The sequence below is a fragment of the Steroidobacter sp. genome, from assembly GCF_016790065.1.
In the GTDB taxonomy this organism is placed as follows: domain Bacteria; phylum Pseudomonadota; class Gammaproteobacteria; order Steroidobacterales; family Steroidobacteraceae; genus Steroidobacter.
In genome coordinates, this window is record NZ_JAEUPY010000173.1 from 1 (window position 1) to 15,257 (window position 15,257).

13 protein-coding genes are annotated in these 15,257 nt (G+C 61.3%); 3 read left to right on the forward strand and 10 right to left on the reverse strand.

What is annotated here, in order from left to right:
* The 7 genes from JNL55_RS07710 to JNL55_RS07740 form a co-directional block, all read right to left on the reverse strand.
* A partial coding sequence (locus tag JNL55_RS07710) for a TonB-dependent receptor (RefSeq protein ID WP_293851559.1) occupies positions 1-2,233 on the reverse strand: 2,233 nt, incomplete at its 3' end.
* A 100-nt stretch (positions 2,234-2,333) separates the two neighbouring features.
* Positions 2,334-3,338 carry a FecR family protein gene (locus JNL55_RS07715; protein ID WP_293851562.1) on the reverse strand — a complete coding sequence of 335 codons (1,005 nt, stop codon included), beginning with the start codon at positions 3,336-3,338 and terminating at the stop codon, positions 2,334-2,336.
* Positions 3,335-3,880 (reverse strand): RNA polymerase sigma factor, encoded by a 546-nt coding sequence (locus tag JNL55_RS07720; RefSeq protein WP_322111014.1) that lies wholly within the window; start codon positions 3,878-3,880, stop codon positions 3,335-3,337. Before JNL55_RS07720 ends, JNL55_RS07715 begins: the two co-directional genes overlap by 4 nt.
* A 121-nt stretch (positions 3,881-4,001) precedes the next feature.
* Entirely contained in the window at positions 4,002-4,982 is a 981-nt protein-coding gene (gene bla / locus JNL55_RS07725) for a class A beta-lactamase (protein WP_293851566.1), read from the reverse strand.
* Positions 4,983-4,995: 13 nt separating this feature from the next.
* Positions 4,996-6,714 (reverse strand): serine hydrolase domain-containing protein, encoded by a 1,719-nt coding sequence (locus JNL55_RS07730; RefSeq protein ID WP_293851567.1) that lies wholly within the window; start codon positions 6,712-6,714, stop codon positions 4,996-4,998.
* 153 nt (positions 6,715-6,867) lie between these two features.
* Positions 6,868-8,976 (reverse strand): prolyl oligopeptidase family serine peptidase, encoded by a 2,109-nt coding sequence (locus JNL55_RS07735; RefSeq protein ID WP_293851571.1) that lies wholly within the window; start codon positions 8,974-8,976, stop codon positions 6,868-6,870.
* Between the two features lie 203 nt (positions 8,977-9,179).
* Complete coding sequence (locus tag JNL55_RS07740; protein ID WP_293851574.1) at positions 9,180-9,899, reverse strand: helix-turn-helix domain-containing protein; 720 nt, start codon at positions 9,897-9,899, stop codon at positions 9,180-9,182.
* 120 nt (positions 9,900-10,019) lie between these two features.
* Between JNL55_RS07740 and JNL55_RS07745 the strand changes: the two genes are divergently transcribed.
* Entirely contained in the window at positions 10,020-11,090 is a 1,071-nt protein-coding gene (locus JNL55_RS07745) for a branched-chain amino acid aminotransferase (RefSeq protein WP_293851577.1), read from the forward strand.
* Between the two features lie 161 nt (positions 11,091-11,251).
* Positions 11,252-11,677: a hypothetical protein gene (locus JNL55_RS07750; protein ID WP_293851580.1), complete on the forward strand. Its 426-nt coding sequence runs from the start codon at positions 11,252-11,254 to the stop codon at positions 11,675-11,677.
* Here JNL55_RS07750 and JNL55_RS07755 read toward each other — a convergent pair.
* On the reverse strand, positions 11,616-11,879 hold the full coding sequence (locus JNL55_RS07755; protein WP_293851583.1) for a hypothetical protein: 264 nt from the start codon (positions 11,877-11,879) through the stop codon (positions 11,616-11,618). The two genes, JNL55_RS07750 and JNL55_RS07755, sit on opposite strands and share 62 nt — an antisense overlap.
* A gap of 130 nt (positions 11,880-12,009) precedes the next feature.
* Here JNL55_RS07755 and JNL55_RS07760 point away from each other — a divergent pair, with 130 nt between their 5' ends.
* Entirely contained in the window at positions 12,010-12,570 is a 561-nt protein-coding gene (locus JNL55_RS07760; protein WP_293851586.1) for a response regulator, read from the forward strand.
* 6 nt (positions 12,571-12,576) lie between these two features.
* On the opposite strand, the gene tkt is transcribed toward JNL55_RS07760, so the two are convergent.
* Together tkt and JNL55_RS07770 are read right to left on the reverse strand one after the other, a co-directional pair.
* On the reverse strand, positions 12,577-14,628 hold the full coding sequence (gene tkt / locus JNL55_RS07765; protein ID WP_293851589.1) for a transketolase: 2,052 nt from the start codon (positions 14,626-14,628) through the stop codon (positions 12,577-12,579).
* Positions 14,625-15,257: HAD-IA family hydrolase (locus JNL55_RS07770; RefSeq protein ID WP_293851592.1), on the reverse strand; the 633-nt coding region annotated here is incomplete at its 5' end. The genes tkt and JNL55_RS07770, both read right to left, overlap by 4 nt.

Sequence of the window (15,257 nt, forward strand, 5' to 3'; positions counted from 1 at the left end):
TGTTGAAACGCACTCGCGCCAGGTTGCCGGCGATGAACGACGGCGCCGAGCCCTCCACATATTGAAAGGCCGTGCCCGAACCGATCGAGAAGTGCTCGGTACGCACCGACAGCTGCGCATCCAACAAGCGCACGCCTGGCACGTTCTGGCTTTCGCTCACCAACGGAATGTTGGCTTCGGCGTAGGCGCTCTTGATGGTCTGCGACTGACCGAAGTACTTCCGATACTGAGTGTCGTTCGGGTAGTTGGGTTTCTGGTTGTGGAAGGAACCGTCGCTCAGACCTTCTTTGCGATGTTCCAAGCCGATGGTCAACGTCGCCGGGCCGGCCGGCAGATCGAACACCGGACCGGCGGCGCGCAAGCCGATGTCATTCAGCGTGCCATCCTGCGAGCTGCCGAAGGTGCCGCGATACTTGGACAAGTCCAAGCCCTGCGCCAAGGTATCCACGAACGGATTCAAAATGCCGGCGTTCATGTCGGCCGCCATGCCGGTCACGCTATAGATGAAGCCGCCGTACTTCATGCGGCTTTCGCTCCAGGTGTAGTCGCTCGACAGCATCCAGTTGCGCGGCAGCTTCAGAGTGAAGCCGACGGTGGCGCGGCGATCCGTACTCTTGGCCTCGTACTTATGGCTGTACGGATCGGGAATGGACACCAACACCGCTTGTTGGAACGGATTGATGGGCGAGGCAGCGGACACTGTCAGCACGTTGTTGAACGAGCTGTAGTTCTCGGTGGTGGCTGTGTTGCTGCTCCAGTAGACATCGGCGAACACATTCAACGAGTCGGTCATCTCACGCTGGAAGCTCGCCATGAAAGTGTCGAGCGTCGGCGCCGAACCGATGGTTCGTCGCGCGCCAGTGGTCGCGTGCGAGGTGTTGGGCAAAGTGGTGTTGTAACGGCCGGCGTTGGCCACCAATGCCGCCGGATTGGAACCTGCCGTGTAGCCGGCTGGAATATGAGTGATGGCCGAGTTGAGTGGCGTGCCATCGTCCAAGGTCAGATTGGTGTTCGCGGCCGCGGCACCGATGTTGGTGGTCGCACCGAAGAACGGGCTGGTTCGCGAATACAACAGCCCTGGATTGTTGCGAACGATGGTGTTCACGCCCCGTTGCAACAACTCGGGACGGTCGGCGTTGGTCAACGTATCGGCGTCGCCATGCATGGCGCTGAAAGAAATATGCGTCTTGCCCTCTTCCAACTCGAACCCGTAAGTGCCGCCGACGCTGCCGCTGGGCCAGCCGCCGTCCATCACGTTGGCGTAGTTCACGCGAACATCACCACCCGTGAAGCCACGCTTGAGCACCACGTTCACCACACCGCCGACGGCGCTGCCGCCGTAAATCGCAGCGGACGAAGATGGCAGCACTTCGATACGCTCGATGGCGCTCGGCGGAATGCTGTTGAGGTTGGGCTGATACGTGCCGCTGAACAAACCGGGGCTGGCCGTACGACGGCCGTTGATCAGCACCAGCGTCTGGTTGTCACCCAGACCCCGCAGGTTGATGGTGCTCTGGTTGCCGCGAAAGCTCGCTGACTGCTGCGACGAGGTCAGCGCCGCAGTGTTCATCGACAAGCCGCGCTTCAAGAAATCTTCGATGTTGACGGCGCCGGACTGCTCGATGGTGCCCGAATCGAAAATGTAATACGCCTGTGCGTCATCCTCGGTACGCACGATGTCCACGTTCACCGAACGCGAACCCATCACCAGAATTTCCGGCACACCGCGCAGCGCCGGATTGCTGGAAGTCGTTTCGGAATCGGCGTCGCTGCTCGACGTGTCGCTTGCGGAACTAGCGGTCTGCTCCGCAGCCGTCATCGAGAGAGCGGCGGTGTGAGTGAAACGCGCGGTGCTCGACTGACCGACCTGCGAAACCGGCGACTGCATCGACTTGGGACGAATGGTCGCCGCATTGTCGGCGCTGTAGACCACTTCCAGATCGGTCCCGCCGAGCAGTTGTAGCAGCGCAATCTGCTTGGACATCGCGCCTTGCACCGGATGCGCCGTCAACTTGTCGATGACTTCCGGGTTGTACAACAGCTGCATGCCCGCCTGATCGGCGAACGCTTTGAGCGCGGCCTTCATGGGCTGCGCGGGAATATCGAATTGGATGGATTGCTGAGACGCGGCCAACACCGGCGCGGACAGGCACAGTGTCGCGGCGACGATGCTCGCCTTCAGAACATGGCTGACGCTGGTGCGCAGCTCACGGCTACCGAAACATTTGTTCATCGACCCTTCCCCGATTCTTGTTGCTGTCCCACGGTCGTACTCGACCGCCGTATGGACAATGAACCGCGGCTGGCCCGATTCCCCCACTCGAATCTTCGGATCAGTTCACGTGCACGGTCTGGTCGCCGTCCCGGCGCACCTGCAAGCCAAAACCATCTTGCAGCATGGTGAGCAAAGTCTCGACGCCTTGCGAATTGGTTTGGAACGTGCCGCCGATGGGCAGCTCGCGAGTGGCATCACTCAACTCGATCTGCAACGGCGTGTAACGTTCCAACTCCGCCACCACTTCATACAACGGCCGATTCTCGAAATAAGCCGTGCCACTGCGCCAGGAAACTTCGCGAGTCAACTCGGCGGTGGGCAATGCGCGCATATGAGTAATGGCGCCACGCAAATCCGCTTGCTGACCGGCGTCCAACTGCGATGCCGGCAACTGCGCCATCGCGCCGTCGGACGGCGCATCGCCCAGCGCCGTGGCAGTCACCACTCTCACTCGCCCTTCGCTGACGGTGACGCGCACATCACTCTCACGTCGATACACATTGAATGCGGTACCGACAGCACGCACCCAGGCGTGATCCGCCACCACCCAGAACGGCCGGGCCGAATCGTGGGCCACCGTGAAGAAAGCCTCGCCGCGATCGAGTCGAATGATGCGAGAGGCATCGCTGTAGATGACTCGAACCGCACTATTACTATTGAGTTGCAGTTGTGAGCCGTCCGAGAGCGAGATCGACGCTTGCTGACCGATGTCGGTTTCGAAGGTCGACGGCGTGCGCCATTGCCACCAGCTCAACAGAACAGCGAGGCACGCTACGGCGGCAGCGGCTGCGAACGCGCCAGTGCGCCTTCTTCGCAACTGAGTGGCTGCTTGCATGGCGTTGCCAAAGGAGACAGCGCGAACGGTGCGGCCAGCAGTCGTGAAGTCTCGCCACGTGCCCATCAGTTCATCATAGGCACGAGCATGCCGCGGGCTGGCGCGTCGCCATTCGTCGAAGCGAGCGTAATCCTCCGGACTGGCATCGTCGGCCTGCAAGCGCGCAATCCAATCGCCGGCTTCGCGCTCGGCATCCTCGACGCTGGGAATTCGATGCAGCTCACTCATGGCGGTCCTTCGGCTGTGCTGCCGTCCCGATAGCGGCGGCGAAGAAATGCGTGCGTGTCACGCAACCCGCGCGAGATGTGCTTTTCCACGGTCTTGGTGGAAATGCCCAACCGATCCGCGATCTCCTTATAAGAGCATGCATTGAAAACTTTCAGCGTAAACGCCGCCCGGCATTGGGGAGGTAGATGTTCGATGGCGTCCCGGAGCAACAGCGCCGCTTCGTCGGCCACCAGGCCGTCCTCGGTGGAAGCGCCGTCGCCATGGGAAACGCCCAAAGCGTCCAGATCGTCCACCGGATCGGTTTCCGCCACCCGCTGATGCCGGCGGGCATTCCAGGCCAGATTCCGAGCGGTGACGAATAGAAAGGCTTTCGGAGTGCGCACGGCGTCGCCCTGCTCCAACGTGCGGGCGTACGCCTCCTGCACGATGTCCTCGGCCGATTCATTGGACCGGGTCATGCGCCGGACATAACGAAGCAATCCCTGGCGAGTCTCAGCGACGAAAGTCGAAAAACGGACGTGAGCGGGCTTGGACATCGGCATGCAAGGCTAGTGTGCCCCGGAGCGACCCTGTTAGGAATACGACCCTCCAGCCCAGACTTCCCCCCACTTTATTTTTTTCTGTGGAGCTGCCCCGCCGGCTCAGGGCGGGGCAGCCTTTGACTCATTTGGCGGGCGTGAACAAGTAGTAATCGCGTACCGTCCGGGCAATCTCGGCGATAGCGCGCTCGCGGGCTTCGGTGGGCTTGTCGCTCTCTTTGACGAACACCGCGATCACCACCTGACCCTGGTCGGCCGGCAAAGTGATGACGCCGACATCGTTGACCGTGCCACCGATGGTGCCGGTCTTGTGAGCAATCACGGTGCCGGCCGGCATTCTGCCAGGCAGCCGGCCGACGCCGGTGTGGCAGCGTTGCATGATGTCGATCAACACCTGGGTGCTCGAGGCACTCAGTGCCTGGCGCTTGAAGATGTTGGTCAGCAGTTCCGCCATGGCCTTGGGCGTAGAGGTGTCGCGAGGGTCTTTATCGAACGCAGCGTTGGGCTGCGACGAGCGCTCTTCCAGCTTGGGATCGATCTTGGCCTTTGCCTCCCAGCCGGCTTTCACCGGCCCGGCCGGCAGACCGAAAAAGTCCCGGATCAAACCGCCGGTGTCGCGGTCGATGCGTTGACCTTTGATGCCCTGCTGAGTCACCCACGCCGTCGCCGCTTGCGGGCCGCCGGCGAGACGAGTGAGCACATCGGTCGCAGTGTTGTCGCTGAGCGTGAGCATCAACTCCAACAGGTTGTGCACCGACAGACTGCCGCCGGGATGAATCATCAAATCGGCGATACCGTCCGACGGCACGATGTCGGCCGCGTCCACCGGCACCAATTGGTCGAGGCGCAACTTGCCCGCATCGACCTTGGCCAGAATTGCGCCGGCCACCGCGACCTTGAAAGTGCTCGCCATCGGAAAGGCTTGATCCGCATTCAACAGCACGCGATCGCCTTTGCCGTCGAGCTTCCATGCCGCCACACCTACCGTGCCGCCCGCCGGCGCGGCCAGCCGAGCGACCTCAGCATCCAACGTCGGCGATGCGAACACCACTTGCAACGATTGCGCGAGCAACAGCGCTACCGTCAATCCCAGCTTGGTTTTCATGACTGGCTCCCGCTCAGACCGCCGCCTGGCGCCACAGATCTTCGCCCGAGAACTTCAGGCGCTGACAACGGCCGTTGACGATCTCGCCGAACTGGATCCATTCCGGGCTATGGGGTTCGTCGCGCAGGCTGAAGCGGTCGCCGTTGAGTTCCAGCGGCGTGGTGCCGTCGAGCCACAACTTACCTTTGCGGAGTACCACTCGGGTGCTGCCGATCCAAGGATTCTCGTTGCGATAGTGGCCCACATAGGCCTGCCATTCCTTGGGCGTATCGAATTTCTTGGGGCCGCTGTAAGCCGCGGTGGTGTACCACTCGCCGCCCAGGCTGGCTTCGACCACCGCGCTCTTGGGATCTTTCTCATTGGCACGAGCGAAGGCGAGCGGGAAGTGGCTGGCGCCGCCGTCTGCAATCACAAACGCGTCGGGTGCGCCCGCCGGTTGCAACGGGAAGCGGCCGTTGGCGCGAGTCACAAACAATTTATCGCCGCTGGCCTCGACCACCAAACGCTTGCCACCGGCTTCCGTATACGTGCCGGCGTAGTCCGCTGCGTTGGTGACGCGCAAGGCTGGATTTGCCGCCGGGATGGCTGGCAACGCCTTGTTGGATTTCTGCGCGCGCATCAGCTGCACGGCAAACTGAGTTACCGGCGTCGGTCGATAGCCTTGTTGAGCATTGACCGAGGCGAACGCGCCGAAGCCGTCCTTGATATCGACCAACAAGGACGACATGAACGACACCATGCCGCCGGTGTGACGCACGACCGTGTTGCCATCGAGCGTATCGACAGCGATGCCGTAACCGTAGCTCGCTGTGGGACCGAATTCCTTGGCTTCGATGTGTGCTTTGGAGAACAGCGCGAATGCTTCTTTCGACAGCAAGCGACGCGCCGGGCCTTCGCCGCCGTTGGCAATCATGCGGATGTAGGCGCCCATGTCCTTCGCGGTGGACGCGATACAACCAGCAGCACCGGTGAAGATGATGCCGGCAGCTTCAGCCAGCCGCGCGTCGCGAGTGTTGGGGCTGTCGTTCTGGAACGCCGAATAGTTCTTCACCAGCTTGTTGCGAATATCCAGCGTAATCACCGGCTCCGACTGAGACATGCCCAGCGGTTCGAAAATGCGCTTACGGAACAGCTCGGGTAAATCGCGGCCGTCGAGGCTCACGGCCAACTCGCCCAGCGCGTTGTAGCCCAGATTGCAGTAATGGAAATGCGCGCCCGGTGCATAGGCGGCACGATGACGCTGCGTCGGATCGGACGGCAGCATGGGCGCGTTACCCGGCAAGCCGGAACCATGCGTCAACAAATCGTGGGTGGTGATGGCCGCGAACTTGGACTCGATCCGGAACCAGGGAATGTATTCGGCCACCGGCTTGCGCAGGTCCAGCTTGCCCTCGTCATGAAGCTGCAGTAAGCAGATGGCGATAAAAGATTTGCTGATCGAACCGATTTCGAACAACTCATCGGCCCCCACCGGCACGCGACGCTCCAGATCGCCCAGCCCGTAGTTGGCCACTCGGCGCACGCCGCTACGATCCGCCAGCACCAAGGTCATGCCAGGCGAATGCATCTCTGCCATGTATTGCTTGACGAACTCGTCCAGGCGCGTGAACAGCTTCTCGTCGGCAGCCGACTTCGGCGCACCGGTTGAATCGGCAACCGCGAACCGCCCCACTGCGGTGGCGCCCGCCAGCAGCCCCGCTTGCATCAACACCTGACGACGGTTCAATGACATCGCGCAATCCCCTTTAAGTTTTAAATCGACGGATTCAATCGAGCCTGCAAGACTAACTCAGTGGAAAACTTATCGCTTGAGCAAGTCGATCAAGAGACAACGCTGCGGCGTTCACGCCCTGACTCAGCAATTGCTCGGACACTATTGCTACGTTTATGAGCCTTGGGGCCGGTGCAAATACTTACCAAGGAATTCATGGGTCGCCTCGAACACGCGCCGCCAGCTCCGATGCAAAATGAAATCATGCACTTCGTTCGGAATGATCAGCAGTTCGGGCTCCACTTGAGTTTCGCTGCGCAGGGCGCGCACTAGCTCCGTTGTTTGTGAGTAGTCCACGGCGCGATCGTCGTCGCCGTGAATCAGCAATACGGGTGCGCGCCAATTCTTGATCGTGCCCATGGCGGACGACTGAAATGCGAGTTCGCCCGCAGCTTCGAAACCGGGCGAGGTCATTTGCGGAATGAACGACTTCCAGTTGTGGACGCCGGCCATATCCACACCCACGGCGAATTCCTGCGGATAGCGTGCGAGCGCGAGCGAAGTCATCACGCCGCCGTAGCTCATTCCATAGACGCCGATGCGTGCCGCATCTATATCGCCACGTGACTTCAGATAGTCGACGGCGCCTCCGATATCTCGCGCCTCGCTGCCACCGCCGGCGGCAAAATCATCAGGTTCACGGAAGTTCAAACCGTAACCGGTGCCGCCACGAAAGTTCACCGACAGCACGACGTAACCCTGCAAGACCAGGAACTGATTCATCGCATACATATGGGTGTACGCGCCCATCGGATGCCAGCCGAGCAGCATCTGTCGCTGTGGCCCGCCGTGGAAGAACAACACCGCCGGCTTTTTCGCGCTCGACTGGCCGGCGGGAAGAAACAACTGGCCGTGCACCGACACGCCATCGGGACTCTTGAAAATCACTCGTTGTGGCATGACCAGACGATCGCTGGGGAACGGCTGATCATTGGAGCGCACCGCTTGCAATGATCCGTTCGATTGCACCAACGCCGGCGTCAGCGGCTTGCGAGCAGTGCTGTGCATGGCGAACACCGCGCCTTTCTCGGTCACTACCGGAAAGTCTTCGATGCTCTCGCCCTGGCTCAGACGTTGCGCTTTGCCGCCCTTGGCCGGAATACGCCACAGATGCCGATGATCGTCGTCGTCCGCGTTGGACGAATAGATCACTTCACGGCCGGCTCGATCCAACGTGGCCGCAAATGTTTCCGCGCCGTCCTGACTCAAGGCCACCGGCCGAGCGCCTTTGCGCTTCAAGTCCAGCGAATGCAACCGCAGCCAACCGGAGACTTCCCATGGAAATAACAACTGGTCGTCGGCGGTCCAGAACAAACTGGGCCCAGTTTCGATGGGTTGAAAGACGCTGCCCGGCCCGGCATCGGCAACCCAGGCTCGTTGAGCGTTGCCGTTGGCGACTTCGGCGGTCCAGATCGACCACGGCTGGCCCGCGCGCTTGGCAATGAACGCATCGGTGAGGAACGACAGCTCGCTCGACGGCATCCGAATCCACGCCAGTCGCTTGCCGTCCGGAGACCAGATCGGGCTGTAATCGCGATCCGCGCCGGGGCTCAGCCACTGCAACTTGCGCGTGGCGAGATCGAAGACGCCGACGACGGAATAGTCCTTGCGGTTGCTGACGAACGCGAGCCGCTTACCATCCGGCGACCACGCCAGATCGCTGGCCGCGCCCTTGTCTACTAATAATGGAGTGGCGGGCGAAGACTGAGCCAGGTCTCCCAGCCAGATCTGGCCGTCGCGCACGAACACGACTTCGTTGCCGGCCGGCGAGGTCACCGCTCCCGAACCCAAACCGAAGGAACGAACTTCGCCGGAGTCGAGGCGCACGGCGGCGACTTCCATCGCTACCGGCCCGGCGGCCTGGCTCAACGGATTGACCGGCCCACCGCCTTCGAGACTGCCGCCGCGGGAGAACACGAGGGTCGAGCTGTCATACGACCACTGCAGGTCGGCGAGCTCGATGCCGTTGTCGCCTTCTAATTTAGTGAGCGAGCGGACCGCGACCTTGCCGTCCGCGCCCGCCTGGCCTAGGTAGATGTTGCGAGCCCCGCGATGATTGGCGATCCACGCCACCGTCTCGCCCTGGCGGGCAGCGGTCAGTCCATAAGGAAATGGCGCGCTCAGCAACTCGTCGATAGTCGGGTCGGTGGTCGACCCGGCGGCGCTCGCCGTCGCCACCCACAAGCACAACGACACCAGCAACGTTTTGTGAGTCATCGACATGGCGGCGCTCGGAGGGCGGGGGTGCCGGCCAGTCTAGGCGGCGGCCCTGCCCTGTCAAGAGAATATTCTCCGATCAGGACAAAATGCTCTCAATGGAAATTTAGCCAAACAGGTGGCATCCGAGGCAAAATGGTCGGACAATGGGACAACGCCGCGCCATAGGCGCGGACCGGGGAATCTTCCAAAGTGCTCGACCCGAACCGCTACGCCACGCCGGCGCGCCGCTTGCCTTTCGCGGAGGTCTTCTTCTGCACGGGGAGTTTCGCGACCTTGGGCTGCTCGGGGTCGGAGTCCGGCGCTTCGGCACGCGCGTGGGAGATCAATTCCTGCTGGAGATTAGCCGCGGCCGAGGCGCACACCGCCAGCACCGTAGCCTCCTCGAACCCATCGGTGACGATGTAGCCGTGGGCCATTTCGCTATCCAGATAGATGTACTCGCCGGCGTGCAGAGTGATCGGGTCGTAGAACTCCGAATGCACCTCGATGGCGCCGGTGAGCACGAACACGAACTCCTCGCCGGGATGCCGGAGCAGTTCGCCGAACTCCTCCATGGTCTTGGCACGCGCACGACTGAGCAGCGGAATCATGATCTTGCCGCGCAGCTCGGTACACAGATAGCGATAGTCGTAATTCTTGGTTTCCACCGTCAGCACGTTGGTCGTGCCCTTGCCCACGCTCCGGCGCGCCATGCCCTTGGCGGGTGTCGGCGACGGCGAGGCGTTGAGAAAGTCGGACAGGCTCATGCCCAGCTTATCGCTCAGGTCCAGCAGCTTGTCGTAGGTCAACGTCAGGTGGCCCTTCTCCACCTTGGCCAGTGTCGACAACGGAATGGCCACGTGCTGGCTCATTTCTGCCAGCGTCCAACCGTTGCTATTGCGGATGTGCCGCACGATGTTTCCGAGGGTGGGCTTGGCCTTTACCATACAATCCGAACCATAACGGTGGAGCTGTCTCGCGCAGCGAGCAATCTATCGGTACATAGTACAACAGCACGCATGCCGGCCACGCATCGCGAGCTGCTTCGAGTCAATTGAGGATCAGACATGAACTTCGCCGTCACGCCGCACGCGTCGCCCGTCCCTGCCGATGTCCGTAGCAAAACGCTCGAAGACCCTGGTTTCGGCCGCGTCTTCAGCGATCACATGGTGACCCTGCGTTGGAGCAAGGAGCGCGGTTGGCACGATGGCAAAGTGGCTGCGCGCCAGCCGTTCGCCATCGATCCGGCCAGCTCGGTACTGCATTATGCGCAGGAAATTTTCGAGGGCATGAAGGCCTACCGTACCGCGAAGGGCGAGTTGGTACTGTTCCGTCCCGACATGAATGCGGCCCGCTTCGCTCGCTCGGCCGAGCGCTTGGCCATGCCGGTGCTGCCGGAAGCCACGTTCGTCGAGGCCGTCGAAGCGTTGGTGCGCATCGATAAGGACTGGGTGCCCAGCGGTGCCGGCAGCTTGTATCTGCGGCCCTTCATGTTCGCCAGCGAAGCGTTCCTTGGCGTGCGGCCGGCCCTCGAATACATCTTCTGCGTGATCGCCTGCCCGGTCGGCCCGTACTTCAAGGGTGGCGACAAGCCGCTGAAGCTGTGGGTCTCGGACAACTACACTCGCGCCGCGCCCGGTGGCACAGGCGCCGCGAAGTGTGGCGGCAACTACGCCGCCAGCCTGATCGCTCAAGCGGAAGCGGCCACGCATGGCTGTGACCAGGTGGTGTTCCTCGACGCCGCCGAACATCGCTGGGTGGAAGAGCTGGGCGGGATGAACCTGTTCTTCGTGATGAACGACGGCTCCATCGTTACACCGCCGCTCACTGGCACCATTCTTCCGGGCATCACCCGCGACAGCATCATCCAGATCGCGCGCGGCTTGGGTCTGCAAGTGAAGGAAGCTCCCTACTCGATGGATCAGTGGCGTAGCGATGCTCAGAGCGGAAAACTCAGCGAGGCCTTCGCCTGCGGCACGGCTGCAGTGGTCGCGAGCATCGGTGAAATCGTCAGCTCGTCCGGTACGATCCGCGTCGGCAACGGTGCCGGCCCGGTGGCCCAGAAACTCAAGGAACAATTGATCGGCGTCCAGCGCGGCAGCGTCGCAGATGCCCACGGCTGGGTTCGTCGCGTCTAACAGAACGCAGTCATCACGTCAGTCCTGGCAGCGCCGGCCTACACCGCCGGCGCGGGTTCCTGCGCTCGGCAGGAACAGTTAGCTCTGCCAGCCGTTCTTCAGCAGTGGGTCACAGAGCGAGTCAAATGCGCCGAAACCACTGTCTCCTGAATATCTCTACATTGCCACCCGTCGTCGATATTCTGATCGTCACCAGCGACGCGGTCAGCGATGTGAGTGACATCCTGAGTCGTGCAGGCATCAGCAACCGCACGGTGCCGAGCTTGGCGGGTGTATTCAAGGCCGCTAGAAGTTACCCGCCGCAAGCGGTCATCGTCGACATGACTCGCAGTGCTGCTGACATGGGTACGGACCACATCGTTCGCACGCTGCGGCAGACTTATCCATCACTCACATTGGTGGCACTTTGCAGTGCGCATGACAGACGCATCGATGCGCTAGCGGCCGAGTTCAAACTTCCGGTATTGACTCAACCTGTGGTGGCCGCCGACTTGTTGGCAGCGTTGCGCGTCACTCCGCTGCAACTCAGTGCCGCGCCCCGTGCGCGATCAACACGCCTGCTCGCCGCTGGGTCGACGAACGAATAAAATCGGTGAGCATGCCCTTGGCCTGTTCCAAGGGAGTGCCTTCGGCCCGCTGCTCGCTGTGCATGGTGGCGAGCGCCAGCAACTCCATCCGGCCGTCTTCCAACAGCCGATACCAGCCGCCATAAGTCTTGCCATCGATCTCCAGCGAGACATATTCCAGCGGGTGCTGTTCGAGCGCCGAATCGGTCAATTCTGTCGCCATTGAGCGTCTACGCGCCAAGGCGCCGAAAGGTTCCGCAGTAGCATTGTCACCGCGGCGGAACCGGAACCGGTTTGATCCGTTTTACACAGTAATTCCGGCCTGCGGACAACGATCCGCACGTGAGAGCCCGATGAACAATGTTGGGGGCAGTTTGGAATCCAGTCGGGTTCTGTTGATCGACGACTCGTTGACCGACGCCGAGCTCACTATCCACGCATTGAAAGTCCGCGGCCTGGCGCCCCAAATCACCTGGTTGGGCAACGCCGAAGAAGCGCTTTCTTATATGTTTCGTACTGGCGAATACGCCGAACTGGCCTGCGGGCCGCCGCATCTGGTTTTGTTGGACGTGGAGATGCCAGGCATTGGCGGCATTGGAGTGCTCGAGCGGCTGAAGCGCGAACCGCGCACCAAGACGGTGCCCATCGTGATGCTGAGTTCGCAGTACGACCGACTCACCATCCGGAAATGTTTCGAGCTGGGCGCCAACAGCTACTTGGTCAAGCCGACCGCGGCCATCGATTATTTTCAAAAGATCAGCGCGGTCGCCCACTACTGGCTGACACTCAACGAACCCGCCGAAGACCAGTTCATCGACGATGACACTGAGAATTCGTCTCGTTGGCCTGCAGCGCCTCGCCTGACAAAGGTTCCAGAGGGCCCGATTGAATTGCGCCAGCCGCGCGTCCTTTGACCAGGCTCATGAGGCTCTCCCGGCCTCGCGCTCGAGCAAGGCCTTGACCGCAGCCACGACTCGTTCCGGTACGAATTCGAAATAGCGCATCAGATCCGCGGCCGGTGCCGACTCGCCGAAGCGATCGATGCCTAATACAGCACCCGAGCGGCCGACGTACTTACGCCAGATGTCCGTCACGCCAGCTTCGACAGCGACGCTCGGCAGTTGCGGCGGCAATACGCCATCTCGATATGCAGCGTCCTGACGGTCGAACACATTGGTCGACGGCATCGAGACGACACGAACCGGCACGCCTTCGAGCGCGAGCGCTTTCTGTGCTTCAACTGCCAGCGCAACTTCCGAACCTGTCGCGATGATGACCGCGAGCGGTTGCCCTGCAGGTTCGACGAGCACGTAACCCCCGCGTCGAACATTGTCGATCTCATTTAGATCTCTATCCTGGAAGGCCAGGTTCTGGCGACTGAGCACCAGACTGGTCGGGCCTTCACTACGCTCAACTGCAGCGGCCCAGGCGGCCAGCGTCTCCACCGTATCGCACGGACGCCAGACGTCCATGTTGGGAATCAACCGCAGCGTCGCGACATGCTCGATAGGTTGATGGGTCGGACCATCTTCGCCCAGCCCGATGGAGTCGTGAGTGAATACAAAGATCGAACGAATCTGCATCAGTGCCGCCATGCGCAGCGCATTCCGGCAATAGTCCGAGAACGTTAGGAACGTACCGCCGTAAGGAATGAATCCGCCATGCAACGCCAAGCCGTTCATGACCGCAGCCATGCCGAACTCCCGCACGCCGTAGTAGATGTAGTTGCCTCCCGTCGTACTCGTGACTGCGCGCGAGCCGGACCACAAAGTCAGATTGGAACTGGCCAGATCCGCAGAGCCCCCGATCAACTCAGGCAACTGCAGCCCAATTCCTTCGATGGCTTCTTGCGACGCTTTGCGAGTTGCCATCGTCGCGGCCTTCGCATGCGTGCGTGCCATCAACCTGCGCATGTTCTCGGCGAACTCAGGCGGCAAGTCACCTCGCATACGCCGCTCTAACTCCTTCCCGAGTTGCGGATGAGACGTTACGTAGCCAGCAAGCTTTCGGCGCCATGCATCTTCGGCCGTTGCACCTTCCTGCCGCGCATCCCATTCCTCATAAATGTCTTTAGGAATCTCGAACGGCGCATGGCTCCAGCCAAGCGCCGCTCGGGTAGCAGCAATCTCCTTCTCACCCAGCGGCGCACCATGCGAGTCATGGGTGTTCGCCTTGTTCGGCGAGCCGTGCGCGATGACGGTCTTGCAACAGATCAACGACGGCTTGTCGACCACTGCCTGCGCAGCGCGAATAGCATTGTCGATTGCATCGCTGTCGTGTCCGTCGACATCAGGCACGACATGCCAGCCATAGCTTGCGAAGCGACGCGGTGTGTCGTCGGTGAACCAGCCGGCCACCGGGCCGTCGATGGAAATGCCGTTGTCATCGTAAAAAGCGATGAGCTTGCCGAGACCCAAGGTGCCGGCCAACGAACACGCTTCATGAGAAATCCCCTCCATCATGCAACCGTCGCCAACAAACACATACGTCCGATGATCGACGATCTCGTGACCGGGACGATTGAATTGCGCTGCCAGCGCCTTTTCGGCGATGGCCATACCGACCGCATTGGCAATGCCCTGCCCCAGCGGCCCAGTGGTGGTTTCTACTCCGGGCGTGATGCCGTACTCGGGATGGCCCGGCGTCCGCGAATGCAATTGCCGAAAGCGCTGTAGCTGGGGTAGCGGCAGGTCGTAGCCCGTCAGATGCAACAGCGAGTACAACAACATCGAGCCATGCCCGTTGGACAGCACGAACCGGTCGCGATTGAACCACTGTGGATTGGCCGGGTTGTGGCGCAGATGTCGTTGCCACAGCACATGAGCGATCTCAGCCATGCCCATGGGCATGCCGGGATGACCGGAGTTCGCCTTCTGAACCGCGTCCATCGCCAGCACACGTAGCACATTGACGCTGTCGCGCCGCTGCTCGAATCGCTTGCGCGACTTTGGCACGTCGAGCTCGGCACTCATGCGATCGCCCTCAACACGGCGCCATCGCTTTTGGAGTGCACGCTCAACTCCAGCAACTGCCTCATGTCACTAACGATGGCATCGGGACGCAGCTCATCCAACGGCACATTGTGGTGATAGCCGTAGTCCACCGCGACGACGCGACAACCGGCGGCTTGCGCGGCAACGATGTCTGCTCGAGAGTCGCCGACGCACAGCATCTTCTCCGCCTCGACACAGGCATGAGTGCAAGCCGCGCGCAGCATGTTGGGACTGGGCTTTCGATCCTCAATCGTATCGGCGCAGAACACCGCCGAGAAAAAGCCACTGAGACCGGCGAACTCCAGCAATGGCAGAGCGAACTTGCGCTCTTTATTGGTCACGCAATACAGCGTCCGGCCATCGCCACGCAGAGTGTGCAACGTCATCAACACATTGGGATAAACCTGACTGCGCTGAAACAGCCGCTGGCCATACAGATTCCGAAACAACGCCGCCGCCGTCGACTGCAACTCCGGCTCGGTTTTCACGCCGCTTTGATCCAGTACTTTGGCCACTAACTCATCGATGCCGCCGCCGATCAGCATAGGTACCCGCGATTCCAGCACCGGGCGGCCGCCCAGAATGGCCAGCATCATGTTGGCGGCTGC